The sequence below is a fragment of the Flavobacterium sp. 38-13 genome (genome assembly GCF_001899155.1).
Taxonomy (GTDB): domain Bacteria; phylum Bacteroidota; class Bacteroidia; order Flavobacteriales; family Flavobacteriaceae; genus Flavobacterium; species Flavobacterium lindanitolerans.
This window is the reverse complement of the sequence record NZ_MKVG01000003.1, coordinates 31321-49586: the sequence shown is the minus strand read 5'-3', so window position 1 is coordinate 49586 and position 18266 is coordinate 31321. Positions and strand designations below refer to the sequence as shown.

Annotated in this window: 18 protein-coding genes and 1 riboswitch; of the genes, 9 read left to right on the top strand and 9 right to left on the bottom strand. The window is 38.7% G+C overall.

The window, feature by feature from the left end; genetic code table 11:
* Nucleotides 1–3: 3 nt before the first annotated feature.
* The 5 genes from BGO88_RS00690 (at nt 4) to BGO88_RS00670 (ending at nt 5291) form a co-directional block, all read left to right on the top strand.
* Nucleotides 4–1422, top strand: a complete 1419-nt coding sequence (locus BGO88_RS00690) for a RagB/SusD family nutrient uptake outer membrane protein (RefSeq protein ID WP_286705594.1) — start codon at nt 4–6, stop codon at nt 1420–1422.
* 122 nt (nt 1423–1544) lie between these two features.
* Nucleotides 1545–2444 carry a MerR family transcriptional regulator gene (locus tag BGO88_RS00685; RefSeq protein ID WP_286705593.1) on the top strand — a complete coding sequence of 300 codons (900 nt, stop codon included), beginning with the start codon at nt 1545–1547 and terminating at the stop codon, nt 2442–2444.
* 54 nt (nt 2445–2498) lie between these two features.
* A complete protein-coding gene (crtID, locus tag BGO88_RS00680) occupies nt 2499–3962 on the top strand; it encodes a bifunctional phytoene desaturase/3,4-desaturase (protein ID WP_286705592.1) in 1464 nt (487 codons plus the stop codon).
* 22 nt (nt 3963–3984) lie between these two features.
* Complete coding sequence (locus tag BGO88_RS00675; protein ID WP_286705591.1) at nt 3985–4824, top strand: phytoene/squalene synthase family protein; 840 nt, start codon at nt 3985–3987, stop codon at nt 4822–4824.
* 8 nt (nt 4825–4832) lie between these two features.
* Nucleotides 4833–5291 (top strand): sterol desaturase family protein, encoded by a 459-nt coding sequence (locus BGO88_RS00670; protein WP_286705590.1) that lies wholly within the window; start codon nt 4833–4835, stop codon nt 5289–5291.
* A gap of 46 nt (nt 5292–5337) precedes the next feature.
* Here the strand turns inward: BGO88_RS00670 and BGO88_RS00665 are convergent, their stop codons facing one another.
* Genes BGO88_RS00665 through BGO88_RS00645 form a run of 5 tightly spaced genes read right to left on the bottom strand, consistent with a single transcriptional unit; the run spans nt 5338 to nt 7880 of the window.
* The gene (locus BGO88_RS00665; RefSeq protein WP_286705589.1) at nt 5338–5871 is read right to left on the bottom strand and encodes a GFO_1091 family lipoprotein; all 534 of its coding nucleotides are present in this window, start codon (nt 5869–5871) and stop codon (nt 5338–5340) included.
* A gap of 10 nt (nt 5872–5881) precedes the next feature.
* Nucleotides 5882–6424 carry a GFO_1090 family protein gene (locus BGO88_RS00660; RefSeq protein WP_101472951.1) on the bottom strand — a complete coding sequence of 181 codons (543 nt, stop codon included), beginning with the start codon at nt 6422–6424 and terminating at the stop codon, nt 5882–5884.
* 34 nt (nt 6425–6458) lie between these two features.
* On the bottom strand, nt 6459–6938 hold the full coding sequence (locus tag BGO88_RS00655) for a GFO_1090 family protein (RefSeq protein ID WP_286705588.1): 480 nt from the start codon (nt 6936–6938) through the stop codon (nt 6459–6461).
* Between the two features lie 5 nt (nt 6939–6943).
* The gene (locus BGO88_RS00650) at nt 6944–7384 is read right to left on the bottom strand and encodes a PG0215 family putative anti-sigma factor (protein WP_056072737.1); all 441 of its coding nucleotides are present in this window, start codon (nt 7382–7384) and stop codon (nt 6944–6946) included.
* The gene (locus tag BGO88_RS00645; RefSeq protein ID WP_056072740.1) at nt 7371–7880 is read right to left on the bottom strand and encodes a GFO_1088 family ECF-type sigma factor; all 510 of its coding nucleotides are present in this window, start codon (nt 7878–7880) and stop codon (nt 7371–7373) included. The genes BGO88_RS00650 and BGO88_RS00645 overlap by 14 nt, the downstream gene beginning before the upstream one ends.
* A gap of 135 nt (nt 7881–8015) precedes the next feature.
* Here BGO88_RS00645 and BGO88_RS00640 point away from each other — a divergent pair, with 135 nt between their 5' ends.
* Entirely contained in the window at nt 8016–9470 is a 1455-nt protein-coding gene (locus BGO88_RS00640) for a GFO_1087 family putative carboxy terminal peptidase (protein ID WP_273235910.1), read from the top strand.
* 57 nt (nt 9471–9527) lie between these two features.
* Here BGO88_RS00640 and BGO88_RS00635 read toward each other — a convergent pair whose 3' ends face one another.
* From BGO88_RS00635 to BGO88_RS00620, 4 genes are read right to left on the bottom strand one after another with little or no spacing between them, the layout of a single operon-like run.
* Nucleotides 9528–10502 carry a T9SS type A sorting domain-containing protein gene (locus BGO88_RS00635; protein WP_286705587.1) on the bottom strand — a complete coding sequence of 325 codons (975 nt, stop codon included), beginning with the start codon at nt 10500–10502 and terminating at the stop codon, nt 9528–9530.
* A gap of 6 nt (nt 10503–10508) precedes the next feature.
* Entirely contained in the window at nt 10509–11804 is a 1296-nt protein-coding gene (locus tag BGO88_RS00630) for a DUF5074 domain-containing protein (protein WP_286705586.1), read from the bottom strand.
* 27 nt (nt 11805–11831) lie between these two features.
* Nucleotides 11832–12881: a YncE family protein gene (locus BGO88_RS00625; protein WP_286705585.1), complete on the bottom strand. Its 1050-nt coding sequence runs from the start codon at nt 12879–12881 to the stop codon at nt 11832–11834.
* Nucleotides 12882–12884: 3 nt separating this feature from the next.
* The gene (locus BGO88_RS00620; protein ID WP_286705584.1) at nt 12885–14717 is read right to left on the bottom strand and encodes a TonB-dependent receptor plug domain-containing protein; all 1833 of its coding nucleotides are present in this window, start codon (nt 14715–14717) and stop codon (nt 12885–12887) included.
* A gap of 31 nt (nt 14718–14748) precedes the next feature.
* A riboswitch (cobalamin riboswitch) is annotated at nt 14749–14942 on the bottom strand.
* 313 nt (nt 14943–15255) lie between these two features.
* On the opposite strand from BGO88_RS00620, the gene BGO88_RS00615 reads away from it, so the two are divergent.
* From BGO88_RS00615 to BGO88_RS00605, 3 genes are read left to right on the top strand one after another with little or no spacing between them, the layout of a single operon-like run.
* On the top strand, nt 15256–16401 hold the full coding sequence (locus BGO88_RS00615) for an ABC transporter substrate-binding protein (RefSeq protein WP_286705583.1): 1146 nt from the start codon (nt 15256–15258) through the stop codon (nt 16399–16401).
* A gap of 11 nt (nt 16402–16412) precedes the next feature.
* Nucleotides 16413–17444 (top strand): FecCD family ABC transporter permease, encoded by a 1032-nt coding sequence (locus BGO88_RS00610; protein WP_273235900.1) that lies wholly within the window; start codon nt 16413–16415, stop codon nt 17442–17444.
* On the top strand, nt 17444–18235 hold the full coding sequence (locus tag BGO88_RS00605; protein ID WP_286705582.1) for an ABC transporter ATP-binding protein: 792 nt from the start codon (nt 17444–17446) through the stop codon (nt 18233–18235). The genes BGO88_RS00610 and BGO88_RS00605 overlap by 1 nt, the downstream gene beginning before the upstream one ends.
* The last annotated feature ends 31 nt before the right edge of the window (nt 18236–18266 follow it).

The window sequence follows — 18266 nt, the reverse complement described above, 5'->3', positions numbered from 1 at the left end:
GACATGAAAAAAACATATATTTTACTCGTTCTTCTATCTGCAAGCCTTTTGCAGACCGGATGTTCTTCCGATTTCTTAGATGAGCCTAAACCTACAAATAATGTCACTCCTGATGTTATTTTCAGCAATCGCGCAGGTGTCGATGCTTTTATTGCAGGAATCCTTCGATTGAACCGCGGCCAGTTTCTAAACAATGAAGCAGCCGGCTTGCAGTCTATTTATTTTGCAAGAAGCGTTAGGGGCGAATCGTTAATCCAGAAACAGATTTGGTTTGGCGACGACTACGATTTCCAAAACCGGGAAGCAACTTACACGCGCCCCAATTTCACCTGGAGATTTTCCTATAAGATTATTGACCAATTGAACAACCTGATTAAAGGAATAGAATCAAGCAGCCAGCTTTCGGAACAGGACAGAAGGGAAACCAAATCACAGGCATTGGCATTGAGAGGATTTTATTATTTCCAACTGGCCCTGGAATTTGGCGATGCCTACCAGTCACCTAAAAACCTGCAATTCCCTCCTATTTATACAGAGCCTACTTCTGAAGGAAAAGGAATGTCGACAAAAGCTGAATTTTTCGGTCAGATTTTATCCGATTTAGAAACGGCAGTCGCCGGCTTGTCTGAAGAACGAATTGACAAATCGTATATCAACAAACAGGTTGCACAGGCTTTTTTGGCCCAGGTATATCAATATACCGGAGATTGGAATAATGCAAAAACAACTGCCCATGAAGCCTATGGCGGAAACACCAGTGCCGTTTTGGATGCGGCAAGCTATTCCAAAGGTTTTAATGATTTTAATGCCAGAGAATGGTTATGGGCATTGCCACAAACCGCAGACCAGAGCGCTTATTACATGTCTCACCCGCATGCCATGATGGACCATGTTGCCGTAGCCTATCACGGAACATTTATTAATGATGATTTTGTCAACCTGTTTTCCGGAACAGATGTCAGAAATTTATTTTCAAATCTTTATAATGCACCTGTTGGCGACTGGCAGGAATTTGTAACTTCAAAATTCAAGTTTACGTTTGATGCCGATATCCCTGTCATCCGTTATCCGGAATTAATTTTGATTGAAGCCGAAGCCGAATATCATTTGGGGAACGAAAGCAGGGCACGCGAACTGCTGAATGCCATTCGTTTAAACAGAGATAATCAGGCGCAAGCTTCAACAGCTTCAGGTAATGCTCTTTTTGAACTTATCCTAACGGAACGAAGAAAAGAATTTTACGGGGAGAACGGCATCGAATGGTTTGATGCAAAACGTCTGCTGCGTGGCATTACACGTACCGGAAACCACAGAACACATATTAATCTGACCGCAGATGATAAAAGGTTTGAGCTTAAAATTCCGCAAGAGGAAATTGACGCGAACCCGAACATCACAAATTCCGTAAACAGTAACCGATAAATCATCGCAGCAGAAATCCTAAAAACGCAATCTAAAACATAGGTTGCGTTTTTTTATATCCTTTATCGTATTTCCAATGCTGATTTATTTCATTATTTTTGTTTAATCAACTCTAAAAAACGATGAACAGCAGTAAAAGTACTTTTAGCATTAAGGACCTGGAAAATTTATCCGGCATAAAAGCCCATACCATACGTATCTGGGAAAAAAGGTATAATATCCTGAAACCCATGCGTACCGTATCAAATATCAGGCTATATGATACTGAAAATCTACAGAAACTGCTCAACATTACGCTTCTGCATAGCCACGGCTATAAAATATCCAAAATCTCAAAATTCCCTCCTGAAAAGATTCCGCAGCTTGTGAGTGAAATCATTTCCGACAAAAACATTAACAGTCAGGTTATCAGCTCCTTCAAGATGGCCATGATGGATTTTGACCAAAGACTGTTTAATACCACCTATGAAAACCTTCTTGTAACAAAATCATTCGGAGAAATTTTTAAAGAATTGTTCATTCCGCTGCTAAATGAAATTGGAATGCTTTGGCAAACCGGAACAATTACACCTGCTCATGAACATTTCATCAGTTATCTTATCAGGCAAAAACTATTAAGCAACACCGAACAGTTACAATTGCCGGACCCGTCCAAAAAAGAAAAAATCTTTGTACTGTATCTACCGCAAAATGAAATCCAGGAACTCGGACTGATGTATCTCAACTATGAAATCCTTTCACGTGGTTATCAGACCATTTATCTGGGACAATCTATCGCTATTGAAAACTTAAAAGGATTGGCTACCCATTTTGGTACTATAGTGTTCCTGTCTTATTGGACTACGTTCCCCGAAGCAGACACCATTCCGGAATATCTTGAGAAGATACAACACGAAATTTTGAGCAGCGGTCATTCAGAATTTTGGGTTTTGGGAAAAATGGCGCACTATATCCCAACGGAAAACCTTAATCAAAAAATTTCCATATTTACTACTTTACAGCACGCCCTAAACAAACTATAATTATTTCTTAAAAACTAAATTTTGTTTATCATTTCACTATATTTGTTAAACAATATGAGCAAAAACATCAAAATCATAGGTTCCGGCTTTTCTGCCCTGGCAGCATCCTGCTATTTGGCAAAACAGGGCCACTCTGTCACCATTTATGAAAAGAATGCGACAACAGGGGGGCGTGCGAGGCAATTAATAAAAGACGGTTTTACATTTGACATGGGACCAACATGGTATTGGATGCCCGATGTTTTTGAGAGGTTCTTTGCAGATTTTGGAAAAAAGCCTTCAGACTACTATGAATTGTCGAAGCTATCGCCAGCCTATAAAGTATATTTTGGAGAGAAAGACAGTATTACTATTGCCGACAATCTCGATGAAATAGCCGCAACGTTTGAAAATACAGAAAAAGGCAGTTCGCAAAAACTTAAGGAATTTATTTCTGAGGCTCAGAGCAATTATGACATAGCCATAAAAAATTTGGTCTACCGTCCCGGAGTTTCACCTTTGGAACTGATAACTCCCGAAACCATGATGAAAGTGGGGCAATTTTTTGGCAATATTTCAAAAGATGTCAGGAAGCGTTTTAAAAACAGAAAACTTGTACAGATACTCGAATTTCCGGTTTTGTTTTTAGGAGCCAAGCCTTCAGACACGCCATCGTTCTATAGTTTTATGAATTTTGCAGATTTCGGGCTTGGAACCTGGCATCCAAAAAATGGAATGTATGCCGTAGTCGAAGCTATGCAAAAACTGGCAGAAGAACTAGGTGTAATAATAAAGACGGACGCTGTTATAGATGAAATTATTGTTAAAGACGGAATAGCAGAAGGGCTTATTGTAAACGGAACTAAAACAGAAGCCGACATCATTGTAAGTGGTGCCGATTACCATCATACAGAAACCCTTTTGCCTCAAAAATACCGGGTTTATACTGAAGAATATTGGAATAAGAAAACATTTGCTCCATCCAGTCTGCTGTTTTATGTAGGGTTTGACAAAAAAATAGCCAATGTAGAACACCATACGCTGTTTTTTGATGTGAATTTTGACAAACATGCAGAAGCGATATATGATGACCCAAAATGGCCGGAAGAGCCTTTGTTTTATGCCAGCTTCCCATCAAAAACCGACAAGAATGCGGCACCTGACGGAAAAGAAGCCGGAATATTCCTGATTCCTCTGGCTCCCGGAATAACTGATACTGAGGAGTTAAGAAATGTTTATTTTAATAAAATCATGGAACGTTTTGAAAGGATTACCGGACAAAGCATCCAAAATAATGTTATATTTAAGGAATCCTTTTGCATCAATGATTTTGTAAAAGAGTACAATTCCTTTAAAGGAAACGCATATGGACTGGCTAATACGCTTTTACAGACCGCTTTTTTAAGGCCCAAACTTAAAAGCAAAAAAGTCAATAATCTATATTTTACAGGCCAACTGACGGTTCCGGGTCCCGGTGTTCCTCCTGCTTTGATTTCAGGAAAATTGGTTTCGGAACTGATTCAGAAGAACAAATCTTAAAATTGCTAAAAATCTTACCCCTATGAAAGCTATTTTTGACCAAATTTCCTTTGATTCCAGTAAGTGTGTGACCAAAGCTTACAGCACTTCTTTTTCTTCTGCCGTAAAAATGATTTCGCCAACTATACGACAGGATATCTACAATATTTATGGTTTTGTACGATTTGCGGATGAAATTGTAGACAGCTTTCATGACTATGATAAGGAAAAACTATTTGATTCTTTTGAGCAGGATTTTTACCGTGCATTGCAAGACGGCATCAGCCTTAACCCGATATTAAACTCATTTCAGCATACGGTCAGAAAATACGATATCCCTGTTGACCTTGTCAAAACTTTTTTGGAAAGCATGCGATGGGACCTAACCAAAACAGGATGCGATAACAAGGAGGAATACCACAACTATATTTATGGGTCTGCGGATGTTGTAGGACTAATGTGTTTAAAGGTATTCGTAAAAGGAGATACTTCAAAATATGAAGAATTAAAGCAGAGTGCAATGAGACTGGGTTCTGCCTTTCAAAAAGTAAATTTTCTGCGGGACCTGAAAGACGATTTTGAAAACCTAAACCGTACCTACTTCCCGAATGCCAATCTGGAAAAACTGGATGAAGCATCAAAAAAACAAATCATAGAAGAAATTGAAGCCGATTTTAAATACGGTTACGAAGGCATTGTAAAATTGCCTATCGAAGCCAAACTGGGTGTTTATACTGCTTATGTCTATTATAGAAAGTTACTGCACAAGCTAAAGAAAACACCTTCGGCTAAAATCCGAACTACACGCATACGGGTTCCCGATTATGAAAAGCTGAGCCTTTTTGCCAGATGCTATTTCAATTATAAGTTAAACATTTTATAATCTGTAGTATGTGGATCCACCTGATTGTTTTTGTCCTTACTTTCTGCATCATGGAATTCATGGCCTGGTTTAGCCATAAATACATCATGCACGGTTTTTTATGGAAACTGCATGCAGACCATCATAAAAAAGACCACGATTCGTGGTTTGAGAGGAATGATGCTTTTTTTATCATCTATGCAGTTATCAGCATTATCTTTTTTCTTTTATGGCAAAACGATATTCTTGAAATAGGACTGGCTATAGGGTTAGGAATTTTTGTTTACGGCTGTGCTTATTTTTTGGTACATGATATTTTTATCCACCAAAGATTTAAGCTTTTTCGAAACACAGATAATCCCTATGCCAGAGCTGTAAGGCGGGCACATAAAATGCACCACAAGCACATCGGTAAAGAAGATGGGGAATGTTTCGGAATGCTGTTGGTTCCTTTTAAATATTTCCGACAGGAATTCCGTAAAAAATAAAAGCGCCCAAAACCGGACGCTTTATAACTAACTGTAACAACCTAATCTAATTCGGAATCATTTTTTGTAACGGCTTTAACTGTTCAATATCCAGATTTGCCTTATTCAATACAGAAAGCATTGTCATTATGGAGTTTGGTGACATGTTTTTGCCCAACACTCTGACTATTGCAAATCCTGCATCGTTTTTATTCGCGAAAAGCACAAACTCATCAATCTTATCTTCTTCACCTACAAAATAGACGGCACCGCCTTCTTTCCCAGAATTGACCTTAATAAGCTCCTGATATTTTTCGTTCTTCAGGATATTCTTGATTTTAGCACGTTCTGCTTCAAACTTCGCCGGATTTTTTGCATCTGCCTGATAGGCCAGAATGTTCATCTTTTTTAAAGTTTCCAGCGCTGCGTTTTCTTCTGCAGAAATCTCGGACTTGTTCAGTCTCAATATATCCGTCGTAAGGTCAAGGGCAATAAAATCTTTCGATTCTGAGTTTTTAACAAAATACTGCTGTAAGGTCGGTTCTGAATTGCAGCTCCATAACATAAGGCTCAAGGCCGCTACTATTGCAAGTTTTTTCATGGCTTTCATCTTATTTTGGGCCTTTCGGTCCTTTTGGTCCCTTAGGACCTTTTAATCCTTTTTTCAATGCATCTCCACCCGGAAGATTGTCTGTCAATGCTGATACGTCGTTAAGGTCAAAATCCCCTTTTAAAGACATCAGGACTGTCTCATCCTTGCCGCCGCCTTCAATGAACATCAACAATTCTTTTACTCTGGTGGAAGAACCTCCGGACTTGACATAAATCTTGATATTTTTTCCTCCATCGTTAACTCTCATGAGTTCTTCCAGGGCTGCAGATTTAAGATACTTGTCAGAAGTCAGTTTCATATCAGACGTTACCTTTGGACTCGAGGTAACGAATACCCTCAGGTTATCAAGTTTTTTGACCAGATTCATATATTGTTGAGCCTCTTTGTCATTCGACTTGACGTTTCCCATCATCTCAAACATCTTTTTGTTTACGATGACTGCTGTTACTCCTTCAAGGCCGTCATACTTGTCAAAAGCAGACTGCGCAAAAAAGCTAAGCGGCATTATTGCTAGGATTGCTGTTATTAAAAACTTCTTCATTTTAGTTGTATTTATTGATTTTTGTATGCATTTCTTATTTTGACAAACCGTCCAGACTTGCCAGGTCAATATCACCTATCAGTGAAATCAAAACTGTTTCATCTCCTTTTTTATCTCCTGCGTCGATAAACATAAGCAATTCTTTTACTTTAGAAGAACTTTTTCCGGATTTCATGTAAATCAGAACATTTTTACCGTCGTCGTTTACTCTCACCAACTCTTCAAGACCTTCTTTTTTTCTGTATGAATCGAAAGTCGATTTCATTTCTGCAGCCTTTTTGATACTTGATGTAGAGAACAGTCTGAAGTTATCAATGTTATTAGCCATTTTCATGTATTTGGCCACTTCTTTTTCCTTTACGTCAGTTTTGATTTCTCCAAGCATTTCAAATGCTTTTTTGTTTATCACTACAGAAGTGATATCATCTTGTCCGTCAAATTTGTCAAATACTGATTGTCCGAAAAATAAAGTTGGAACTAAAGCTAAAGCCAGGGTAATTATAAATCTTGCCATTTTTTCTAATTTTTAAATATTAAGTTTTTTGATTGTTGGTACTCATTAACATATTGCATACTTTCAACGCCTACATTCACATTCTTTGACAACAGGTTCAGGGCTTTTTGCGTTTCTTCAAACGCTTTTTCAGGATCATTATAGGTACCTAAATCCTCGCTCTGACTGATGTTTCGGTTATAAAATGTAAACATGCCCAACAAAATCACAACTGATGCTGCAACCGACAGCCACGCTACCTGTAGTTTTTTAGATTTTAGCGGTATCTGCTGCTCAAACTTTTGCTCTTTTGCTGAAGAGAAATAACCAAACATTGCCTTGTAATGCTCCAAATGCTGCGCAACATCTGCAGATGAAAAATAAGCTTTTAACTCGTTTTCTTCGGCAATAGAGGTTTCTCCCTCAAAGTATTTTTCTAATAATATTTCTATTCTATCCAATTCCATAATTGTGTGTTTTTGTCATAAATTCTCTAATCGTCTTCCTTGCTCTTGAAAGCGCAACTCGCACTGCGGTTTCATTCATATCCATCATTTTGGCAATTTCTTCAAATTCATATTGTTCGACATCTCTAAACTGAACTATCATTCGTTGTTGTTCCGGAAGTCCGTCGATAATTTTCTCGACCCATCCTAAACTATCCCGGTCTTCAAGCTGTTTTTGCATTCCGGCCTGTCCGTCTGTATAATTATTATGTACAATCTGCAGATTTCCGGCTCTTTTTGATTTTAGCTGGTCCAGACAATAATTTTTTGTAATTGTCATGGCAAAAGCTTCAACACTGTTATACTTATCCAACCCGTTTTTTTTGTCCCAAAGCTTGACCAAAACTTCCTGAGTTGCATCTTCTGCTTCCTCCGTACTAACAAGCAGACGCTTGGCCAGCCTAAAGACTTTATCCTTAAACGGAGTTATTATTTTTACAAACTCAGATTGGTTCATTTTTGACTTTTAATTGGTCGGTTATATAATCAAGACGAGTCACTTTATTTTTTGTTACAAGAAAAAATTGAAATTAAGACTAAAACCTCTAAATTTACGTTAATTATATTGCTATCCCTATAAGATATTTTGTTTATGAAAAAGACTTTTATTTTCGCAATCCTTTTATTCATCGGAATTTCAAGCTTCTTTGCTTGTCAGGATGACCTTGATGACATTGAAGTTCCAAAAGAATTAAAAATTAACGATTTTATTTGGAAAGGCCTTAATTTATATTATTACTGGCAGGCAGATGTAACGGATTTATCAGATAGCCGATTTGCCAATCAGGGTGAATTAAACGCATATCTTAATGGTTTTAGCTCACCGGAAGATTTATTCTACAGTCTATTAAACAATTATCCGAATACCGACAGGTTTAGCGTAATTTTTAGCGATTATACCGTTTTGGAAGGTGTTCTTAGCGGAAATACAGCAAACAACGGAGTCGATTACCAACTGTTGCGAAAAGCAGAAGGTTCTGATGAAGTTTTTGGCTGGGTACGCTATATCATTCCTAATTCTGATGCTTCTTCTAAAGACATCCGACGCGGTGATATTTTTTATGCCGTAAACGGAACTCCGTTAAATGTCAATAACTACAGAGAACTGCTTGCAGGGCAGAATTATACTTTAAATTTAGCCGATTATGACAGCGGAAACATTACTCCAAACTCCCGTTCGGTAGCATTGACCAAAACAGAACTGGCTGAAAACCCAATCCTTATTAATAAGGTTTTGACTTATGATACGCACAAAATAGGCTATTTGATGTACAATGGTTTTTATGGCGAATATGACAATAACCTGAATACTGTTTTCGGACAATTCAGAGCCGAAGGTGTAACTGATTTGGTTTTGGATTTGAGATACAATTCCGGAGGTGCCGTAAAATCTGCAACTTATTTGGCGAGTATGATTACAGGCCAATTTAACGGGCAGGTTTTTGCAAAACAGCAATGGAATGCCAAGATTGAAGATTATTTTAATGATAATGACCCGGAACAGCTCATCAACCGATTCTCAAACAGTATTGGAGGTAACGCTATAAACAGCCTGAACCTGACCAAAGTGTATATACTCACCTCAAAAAGCACCGCTTCTTCCAGTGAATTGGTCATCAACGGGCTGAAACCTTACATTGAGGTTGTTCAGATTGGAGACGTTACCGTTGGAAAAAATGTAGGTTCCGTTACTTTATATGACTCGCCTTCGTTCGGAAAGCAGGGACGTTCAAACCGCCATAAATATGCCATGCAGCCTATCTGTTTCAAAATTGTAAACTCGGCAGGATTCGGAGAATATCAAAATGGAATATCTCCTCCTACACCTCAACCTGAAAACCTGGGTGACCTTGGAGTTTTGGGCGAACCAACAGAACCTCTTCTGAGCATGGCAATCTCACAGATTACAAGCGTAGGACGAAGAAGAATGCAACAGCCGGATAAAACATTCGAACCTTTCAAAGACCGCAAGTCGATGCAGCGATTTGGTACTGAAATGTATATCGACAAAGTTCCGGATGGAATTAAAGATTTTTTCAAATTTTAATCGATACAAAAAAAGGCTTCCAGATTGGAAGCCTTTTTTATTTGCAAACGATGGTGATTATTTCACAACCAAACGTTCATTAACCTTTTTTGTTCCTGTGGCTATTTCGACAATATAAATGCCCGGATTTAATTCCGAAACAGGAATAGCTTCTGCCTCCTGAATGTTATTTTCAAAGACAATCCTGCCAGACAGGTCATAGATTGTTATTCTGGCGGTTTCTTTCAAATTTTGGATATAGAATTTTTCTGAAGCGGGATTGGGATACAGCATCATTTTCTTTTTGGCAGTATCGCCAATACCCAATGTTACCTGATGGATTACGCCAACAGCATCCAGGTCAAATCCTCCCGAATTAAACGGCGTAGGAAAAGAATCGTTTACCGCATTACCGTAGCTGTCATAAGTAGCATATAGCGGGTCTATCGAGCCTACTACATCTATTACTTTTATATGCGTGATTTTGTTCTTGTCCAACAGCTCATTATCAGGGATGTCTGTCAAATCAAAAGGCACTCCCTTACTTCCGTATTTTCCTGCAAGGTTATTCAGATAAGGTGCAGACGGTGTTCCAAATGTTCCTATCTGGGTGGCGGTTTGCGTTTGGCTATGGGCCGGAAATCTAAAAAAATGGATCCCGTCAGAACTTACTTCCACAAACCCTAACTCTAAAAAAGAAGGACCACCGTTTTCAAAAACAGCAAAATCAAATCCCGGTCCGTTAATGATGGGCAATTCAAATGTAAGGATTGCACTGCCTTCATCTCCCAGACACACGACGCTTCCGTTGGCAGGCCCTAGCGCGTTTTGAGGAACGCCTGCTGAAGCCCTGTTGCTTCCGGAAACAACAAGGCCCGGATTAGCCTTGTTGACATAGCCTCTTTCAACCGTAACGCCAGTAGCCCAGGCAACAAAAAGCGGGCTGTTTGGCTCCATAGCTGTTGAGCCCGCCACACCTGCTTCCGGAGCATACGACTGTCCCAAAACAGGAGAAAGAACCATGATAGACATCAGGGATAAGATTCTTTTCATCAGGTCTTATCTTTTTATTATTTTCTGAACGCTTGTCGCATTATCAATTGTGATTTCAACAACATACATACCCGGATTTAATTCCGAAATACCAACTCCAGACGTTGTATAAGACTGTTTTTTTATCAACCTTCCTGCCATGTCATACATTTTTACCGTAGCCTGCTTGTCTGTATTTACATATAAATAGTCGGTTGCCGGATTAGGATAAAGCACAATATTCTGTTTTGTATGTTCTCCGGTTCCCAGATTACTGTCAACAGCCTTAACAAAACCATTTGGCAACTTTCCTACCGTATAGGTATTCGACAAAGTGCCGTCTGTTGTTGTGTAAACATATACTTTACCATCTGAAACATAATTAACGGCATCGCCAACATATATTTTGTTGTTTATAACTTCCATGCCGTAAATTCCGTATTGGTTTTGCGGAGGCAGTGTAAAGAAAGGTGTGGCTGGCACGGCTGTATCTGCTATTGACGCTTTGAAAACGTCTGCATTAATACTATAATACACATTGCTGCCATCAATTTTCAAATTCGATGGATGCTTCTGAGGAAAATCAACCTGTCCGATAACCGTTTGGGTTTCTGTATTTATTTTAACTAAAGCACCAAATGTTTCAGTTCCTGCCCAACTTGGTTTTCCTCCGCAAAGCACATATAAAATCCCGTCTTTTTCAACCATCGAATTTGGAACATCACCTACCTGAATGGTTCGTTCCAATGTATTTGATGTTGGGTCAATTACAGAAACTGTATTTCCGTAACCATAACCTCCCTGGTGGGCCACATAAATTTTTCCGTTTATTTCAAGAATTCTTTCAACACCTTCAGCCAAAGCAATATTCGTTTCGATTGTATTGGTAGAAAGATTAATTACTGCCACATAATCATCTGTTGTACTCCCTCCACTTCCCCAGTTGGTTACATAGGCTTTTCCGTTACTAAAAGCCATATATCTTGGGTTATTAAGTCCTGTATTGATGGTCGCTACATGCTGAAATGTCTGGCTGTTGACAATCTTAATCGTGTTCGAAATATTCAGAACAATATAAGCATAGTCGCCATGAATAGCCATATTCTGGGCTGTATCTCCAAGGGCACCTACTGTAGGATTTACAGTTGCATAAATATTATTTTGCAGGTTTCCCGTATTAGAAAGAAAAGAAACCGAAGCGTTGTTAGAACCGGCGCCACCTTCGTTCAGGATAAAAACACCATCATTAAAAGATTGTCCAAAAACCGGCAATGCGGTAAAAGATAATAAGCTGGCTGCAAGGAAGCCGTAAAGTTGTTTCATGGAATTGAGTTAAAAAAAAATTGATATTTAATTGAAATAAAAGCTGTTTGGTCCTACTCCTACTGTAATTGTGCTTAATAAACTTCCTGTTGTTGAATAAATATAAGCCTTGCTGTCTGAAGAAAAATCTCCTCCATCAGCAATATAAATCTTACCATCGTTTACTGCAAAACCGTACATTCTTCCGTATTCTGACTGAGATTCATACGTTAGCAATGGAGCAGACGGAGCTACAGTTGCATTAAGCGCCATGGCGTAAACAGCCGTATCTACAGTGTAATAAATCTTATTGTCTTCAACATTCAGGTTTTTGGCCCCTGCCGAAGTTGATGCTGCCACAGTAATTGGGGTTCCAACAACCATATTGGTAGCCAGATTGATTTTGGCAAGTTTTTCAGAACCCAAAACATATAAGATACCGTCTTCTTCTTCAAAAGAATTAGGATTGAATCCTAACTGAATAGTAGCCTCTACATTATTGGTTGCCGGATTGAAAACAGTAACAGAAGTAGCATCACCATAAGCATAGCCGTTAGTGATATACAGCTTATTATTTTCTTCAATAATACGTTCAGACCACACACCAAGGGTTTTAGTACTCGTAGAATAATCCGAAAGATTAATTACCGTTAAGTAATCGTCTGTTCCTGTCATCCAGTCTGCGGCATTGGTTACATAGGCCTTGCCATTAGCTACAGCTCCAAATCGAGGATTTTGCAGGTTGGTACTGATAGTTGCAATATATTCAAAAGTATAACGGTTAACGACCGTAATTTTATTGGCCGAACCGGAAATGATAAAAGCTCTGGTATTATCAAAGAACATTGGCTGAAGGTAGGTTCCTAACTCCGCTGCTCCCGGATTAACATTTCTGAATACATCCTGTTCAACAGCACCTGAATTACTGATAAAAGTGATAGAACTGGTAGTAATGGTTGAATTTCCTTCATTTACTACAAACACTCCATTGTCATATTGCCCTAATGACACATTTGGAGAATTGTCATCGCTGCTACAGGAAGCCAAAAAAAGTGAACCTGCAAACAGCATGAAAAAAAACTTATTTAGCTTTTTCATATTTTAAAAATTTAAAGTTAGATACATATTAAAATTCCTTCCGGGTAGAAACCGGCTTTCTACGCTGGCATAGTTTTCATTCAAAAGATTCAGCACCTGAAAACCTACAATCCGGGAATTCTTCTTTCCAAAATCGTAACTGACAGAAGCATTGCTTACGAAATAAGCATCGATATTATATCTGGAATTGTTGTCAGACCTTGTAAAGACTTCGCCATTATATAAGCATTGGTAATCCACAGCCAGTTTCTTCCATGAATAACTCAATGACGATGTAGCTTTATGGTAAGGAACATAAATCAATTGCTTCTTTTTTTCCATGTCTTCCGAAACGGTATAGGCATAAGTCCCATTCAACAGCAAGTGATGATTTCCAAAATTTTTAGACCAGGTAAGCAGTGCTTCACCTCCATAGGTACGTACTTTGTCGGTGTTTTGAGGCGACCAGACAGAACCGTTTGGAATCCAGCGCAGCATGTCTTTAATATCGATATAATAACCGGTTAATGTAAGTTGGAAACCTGCAAAACGGAACTCATTCCCTATTTCTGCCTGATAGGAAGATTCTGGTTTTAGGTTTTCATTTCCGCCCGGTTGCCAATACAGGTCATTAAAAGTGGGCACCCTGAAGTTTTTGGAACCATTTAATTTTAAGGTATAAAAATCAGAAGCAGCCCATTTCGTCCCTAAAGAAAATAAGAACGGACTTTTGTAATTATTGGTAAATTCTTTTCTGACACTGAGTTCATAAAGTATTTTTTGTGTCAGCTTGTGCTTAAACAGCAGGCTGGCAGAACCAATGTTTCTCTGTTCATTTTTAATATCGGAACCTTCTCCCTTGTTCTGTGTAAAATCGACAACCGCATTCAACTTAATGGCATTACCGGCATCAAAAGCAAGGTCATATTTCCCGATATAGGTTCTAACCTGCCCAAAGGTGTAGGCATTGGAATTGATATTGCCAAAATATTTATATTTTTCGCTTAAGGCTGCAAATTTTACTTTGGAAACAAATTGCCCAAAGAAACTATCCCATTCCAGTAAATTTCGGGTATTCAGGTCCTGGTATTTGGTCCTGATTTCAGAAGGAAAAATCAGCGAAAAATGCCTCTCGCCTTCAAACACCTGACTATATAGTTTTAAAAAATTGGCATCATTAATCTTATAGCCAATCGCCGCATTCAGGCTGGTATTATAATATTGGCCGTTCAGGTTTTTGCCATCAGCATCTACATAATCATAATCGTTATCCGAACTATTTCTGGACAGACTTACCTGAACACTGAATTTCCCATCAGAAGCATCAATCTTGTAGTTTCCACCATAGGTGTTGAAACTCCCGTAATTCAACCGAAGTGTATTGGAAAAATGCTCTTCAAAACTAATAGTGTTATTGAGATGGATACTCCCGCCAATAGCACTACTTCCATAAATTGAACTTCCTCCTCCGGCACGAACAGCAATTGAATTAAAATCTCTTGTGGTAATAGTATTGAAATCAGTCTGCCCGTTCAATTGCGAATTGATATTGATTCCGTTCCAGACAACGGCAGTTTGTTGCGCAGTTGTTCCCCTGAAAGAAGGAGAAGAAACCATACCAAGACCGTTTTCTTTAAAATAGATTACGGAATTGTAATTCAGTAATGAAGTAAGCGAAGATTGGTTTTTGTTGATAATCGAATCCGTTAATTTCAATACAGACTGTGAATCCGAATAATCCTTAAGCTGTAAATCTGAAATCTCTACAACTTTTAAATTATGGATGCTGTCATATTGTGCCAATGCAGATTGGCAGATACAGAAAAACAAAAACAGGTATAGCTTTCTAAAAATCATAATTTTCGAAACCTTTTTCCCGAAGGTTTGATAATTGTTAAGAAGAAAGGCAGGTCTCCTGGCTTGCGTCTTGCTGTTTACCTTCCCATCCATGCAGGACAGTGGTTTGTAGATAACAGCGAGCTAAATAGCTTACAGTTGCGGGAACAGCTTTGGTTTTACACCAAATTCCCTTTTAATGTGATTTGTAACATTTCAATCACAACCTTAATTCGAATGCAAATATAAAGCATTTGATTTTATTTTTTCAAAAAACCGTAATGGAATGCGTTTTTGAGTGGTATTTTTTGTTTTATTTTTATTTTTTCATTCGATTACAAAGCATTTTTACAATGCAGAAATTTTTTATTAATCAATTATCTTATCCCAGGTACAAACACCAATAAGTTTATATTTTTCTTGCTTTGCAGCTCTGCGCCTTTGCGTGAAATAGATGCCTGCAGAGCCGTAAAGTTCCTCACAGGATTGAAAAATCAAAAAACTGCTGTCGGTTCAATACAATAACTTTTATCTTTGCGGTCTTCACAAAAACTTTTTTATGAAATCATTTCTTTCAAAATATTCTTTGTTCCTGTTATTGCTTTTTGCCGTAGCATGTAAAAAAAATGAACCTGACAGTTCCGGCATTTCTGAAGCAAAAACCCAAAATAGCATACGTTACGCCAAAGGATTTGAAATTTACAAATATGAAAATTTTTCTATCGTAAAAGTTTCAAATCCCTGGCCGGAGGCGAATAAAACCTTTACCTATGTACTTCATAAAAAAGGAGTTTCATTGCCGGATAGTTTAAAAAATTATACTTCACTTCAAGTCCCTGTCAAGAGCATTGTGGTGACTTCAACAACGCACATCCCCTCTTTAGAGATGTTGGGAGTTGAAAATACTTTGCTTGGTTTTCCTGACACCAACCTCATTTCGTCAGAAAAGACCAGAAAACTTATTGATACCGGTAAGGTTACCGAAATTGGAGCCAACCAGAGCCTCAATACGGAAAGGCTGATTGACCTTGACCCGGATGTCCTTGTAGGTTACAGTAGTGGCAGTGATACCAAAACATATGACAATTTGCAAAAAAGCGGACTGAAAGTTTTTTTTAATGGAGACTGGATGGAAGAATCTCCTTTGGGCAAAGCCGAATGGATTAAGTTTTTTGGTGCCCTATATGGAATGGACGAAAAAGCGGACCTTTTGTTTACAGAAGTAGAAACAGCCTATAAAGAAGCGACAGAATTGGCCAAAAAGGCAAAAACCAAACCTACAGTTCTGAGCGGTGCCATTTATAAAGAGCAATGGTATATGCCACGGGGCAACAGTTGGGCAGCATCATTCCTTAAAGATGCTAATGCGGCTTATCTTTGGGCTGATAGCGAAGGAACAGGAAGTCTTGCACTTTCTTTTGAAACTGTTATGGAAAAAGCCGAAAATGTTGATTTCTGGATTGGTCCGGCCCAATTTACCACCTTTAAGGAAATGGTAGAAAGCAATCCTAATTATGCGCATTTCAAAGCTTTTAAAGATAAAAACATCTATTCTTTTAGCAGTAAAAAAGGGAAAACAGGAGGCATATTGTATTATGAACTGGCGTCCAATCGTCCTGACCTCATCCTGAAAGACCTCATCAGGATTTTACATCCTGAACTCCTTCCCGACTACGAACTGTATATTTTTGAAAAATTAAAATAAAATCAACGATTTTGCAGCAAGATAACCGAAATAGGATTCTTTTCACAGCTTTGCTTGTCTGCCTGGCTGTTTGTTTTTTGCTGAACATCAGTTTAGGTTCCGTCCATATTCCTGTTGGCGACATTGCCAGTTCTCTTTCCGGCGGGCAAGCCGGTAAAAATTCATGGGAAATCATTATCTGGAACTACAGATTGCCTAAGGCCATAACAGCTATATTAGTGGGTATGGGCTTATCAATAAGCGGCTTGCTGATGCAGACATTATTCCGGAATCCGCTGGCTGGTCCTTATGTTTTAGGATTGAGTTCCGGAGCCAGTCTTGGTGTTGCCTTTATAATATTAGGTTCGGGCTTGCTTCCCTCTTTTTTAAGCGTGTTTTTTCTTTCTTCCTACGGAATTGTTTTGGCCTCCTGCTTAGGCAGCCTTATGGTATTGTTAGCGGTATTGGTTGTTTCGCAAAGGCTTCGCGACACGATGGCTATTCTTATCGTAGGCTTAATGTTTGGAAGTTTTACCAGTGCAATTATTGGCGTACTCTCTTATTTCAGCACAGCAGAAGAACTGCAAAAATTTACTTTCTGGTCATTGGGCAGCCTTGGTAATCTGTCATGGACTAACATTCTGATTTTATCCGTATGCTGCTTAATCGGACTCCTATTGAGCGCCTTGTGCATCAAACCTTTAAATGCCCTGCTTTTGGGTGAGCGTTATGCCAAAAGCCTCGGTATTAATTTCAAAAAAACACGACTGATTATTATTATTGCCACAAGCCTGCTGGCAGGTAGCATTACTGCCTTTGCAGGTCCAATTGCTTTTATTGGGCTTGCGGTTCCGCATATCTCAAAAATGGTTTTTCAAACCAGCAGCCATTATATACTATTTTGGGGCACGCTCCTTTTTGGCGCCATTATCCTGTTAGTCTGCGACACGGTTTCACAAATGCCGGGAAACGACTTTACTCTACCCATCAATGCGATAACGTCTATTGTAGGCGCACCAATTGTAGTATGGCTTTTAGTTCGTAAACGAAAATTTATGATTTGATGGATAAAGGAAAGACTATACTAAAAGCGGAAGAATTGAGCATTGGATATATTTCAAAAAAGGAGAAAAAAACCATTGCTTCTCATATCGATTTGGATTTAAAAGCAGGAAAACTGATTTCTTTAATTGGAGCTAACGGCATAGGAAAATCGACTTTACTCCGTACGATAACCGGAATCCAGAAAGTGCTTTCAGGCCATGTGATACTGAACGAAAAAGATATCAGGAACTACAGTCCGTCGGCTTTAGCGCAACAGCTTAGTATTGTATTGACCGAGAGCTTGCCCCCTAGCAATCTTACCGTTTTTGAGTTGGTTGCTTTGGGCAGACAGCCCTATACTAACTGGATTGGAAAACTAACAGCAGACGACAGGGAAAAAATAAGGGAAGCCATGGAACTGACACAGGTCAGCCATCTGGCTCATAAAAAACATTATGAAATCAGTGACGGACAATTACAAAAAGTTCTGGTAGCTAGAGCACTGGCTCAAGGCACTCCCCTGATTATTCTGGATGAGCCAACAACACATTTAGACCTTCTTCACAAAATTTCTTTATTAAAACTGCTCAAAAAACTGGCTATAGAAACGCAAAAATGCATCTTGTTTTCAACCCACGATTTAGACCTTGCCCTACAACTGAGTGATGAAATGATTGTAATGATTCCTGAGAAGACGTTGCAGGGAACACCTGAATTCTTAATCCGGACAGGAATACTGAATTCTCTATTTAAAGACGAAAACATCATTTTTGATACAGAAAAGGCAAAATTTATTCTTAAAAATCTATAAAATCATTGCTGTATGAACTATCTTTGATAGG

Excerpts from the sequence above, each read along its gene's own strand:
- BGO88_RS00690 (WP_286705594.1), top strand. The coding sequence starts at position 4 with ATGAAAAAAACATATATTTTACTCGTTCTTCTATCTGCAAGCCTTTTG.
- BGO88_RS00685 (WP_286705593.1), top strand. The coding sequence starts at position 1,545 with ATGAACAGCAGTAAAAGTACTTTTAGCATTAAGGACCTGGAAAATTTA.
- crtID (WP_286705592.1), top strand. The coding sequence starts at position 2,499 with ATGAGCAAAAACATCAAAATCATAGGTTCCGGCTTTTCTGCCCTGGCA.
- BGO88_RS00675 (WP_286705591.1), top strand. The coding sequence starts at position 3,985 with ATGAAAGCTATTTTTGACCAAATTTCCTTTGATTCCAGTAAGTGTGTG.
- BGO88_RS00670 (WP_286705590.1), top strand. The coding sequence starts at position 4,833 with ATGTGGATCCACCTGATTGTTTTTGTCCTTACTTTCTGCATCATGGAA.
- BGO88_RS00665 (WP_286705589.1), bottom strand. The coding sequence starts at position 5,871 with ATGAAAAAACTTGCAATAGTAGCGGCCTTGAGCCTTATGTTATGGAGC.
- BGO88_RS00660 (WP_101472951.1), bottom strand. The coding sequence starts at position 6,424 with ATGAAGAAGTTTTTAATAACAGCAATCCTAGCAATAATGCCGCTTAGC.
- BGO88_RS00655 (WP_286705588.1), bottom strand. The coding sequence starts at position 6,938 with ATGGCAAGATTTATAATTACCCTGGCTTTAGCTTTAGTTCCAACTTTA.
- BGO88_RS00650 (WP_056072737.1), bottom strand. The coding sequence starts at position 7,384 with ATGGAATTGGATAGAATAGAAATATTATTAGAAAAATACTTTGAGGGA.
- BGO88_RS00645 (WP_056072740.1), bottom strand. The coding sequence starts at position 7,880 with ATGAACCAATCTGAGTTTGTAAAAATAATAACTCCGTTTAAGGATAAA.
- BGO88_RS00640 (WP_273235910.1), top strand. The coding sequence starts at position 8,016 with ATGAAAAAGACTTTTATTTTCGCAATCCTTTTATTCATCGGAATTTCA.
- BGO88_RS00635 (WP_286705587.1), bottom strand. The coding sequence starts at position 10,502 with ATGAAAAGAATCTTATCCCTGATGTCTATCATGGTTCTTTCTCCTGTT.
- BGO88_RS00630 (WP_286705586.1), bottom strand. The coding sequence starts at position 11,804 with ATGAAACAACTTTACGGCTTCCTTGCAGCCAGCTTATTATCTTTTACC.
- BGO88_RS00625 (WP_286705585.1), bottom strand. The coding sequence starts at position 12,881 with ATGAAAAAGCTAAATAAGTTTTTTTTCATGCTGTTTGCAGGTTCACTT.
- BGO88_RS00620 (WP_286705584.1), bottom strand. The coding sequence starts at position 14,717 with ATGATTTTTAGAAAGCTATACCTGTTTTTGTTTTTCTGTATCTGCCAA.
- BGO88_RS00615 (WP_286705583.1), top strand. The coding sequence starts at position 15,256 with ATGAAATCATTTCTTTCAAAATATTCTTTGTTCCTGTTATTGCTTTTT.
- BGO88_RS00605 (WP_286705582.1), top strand. The coding sequence starts at position 17,444 with ATGGATAAAGGAAAGACTATACTAAAAGCGGAAGAATTGAGCATTGGA.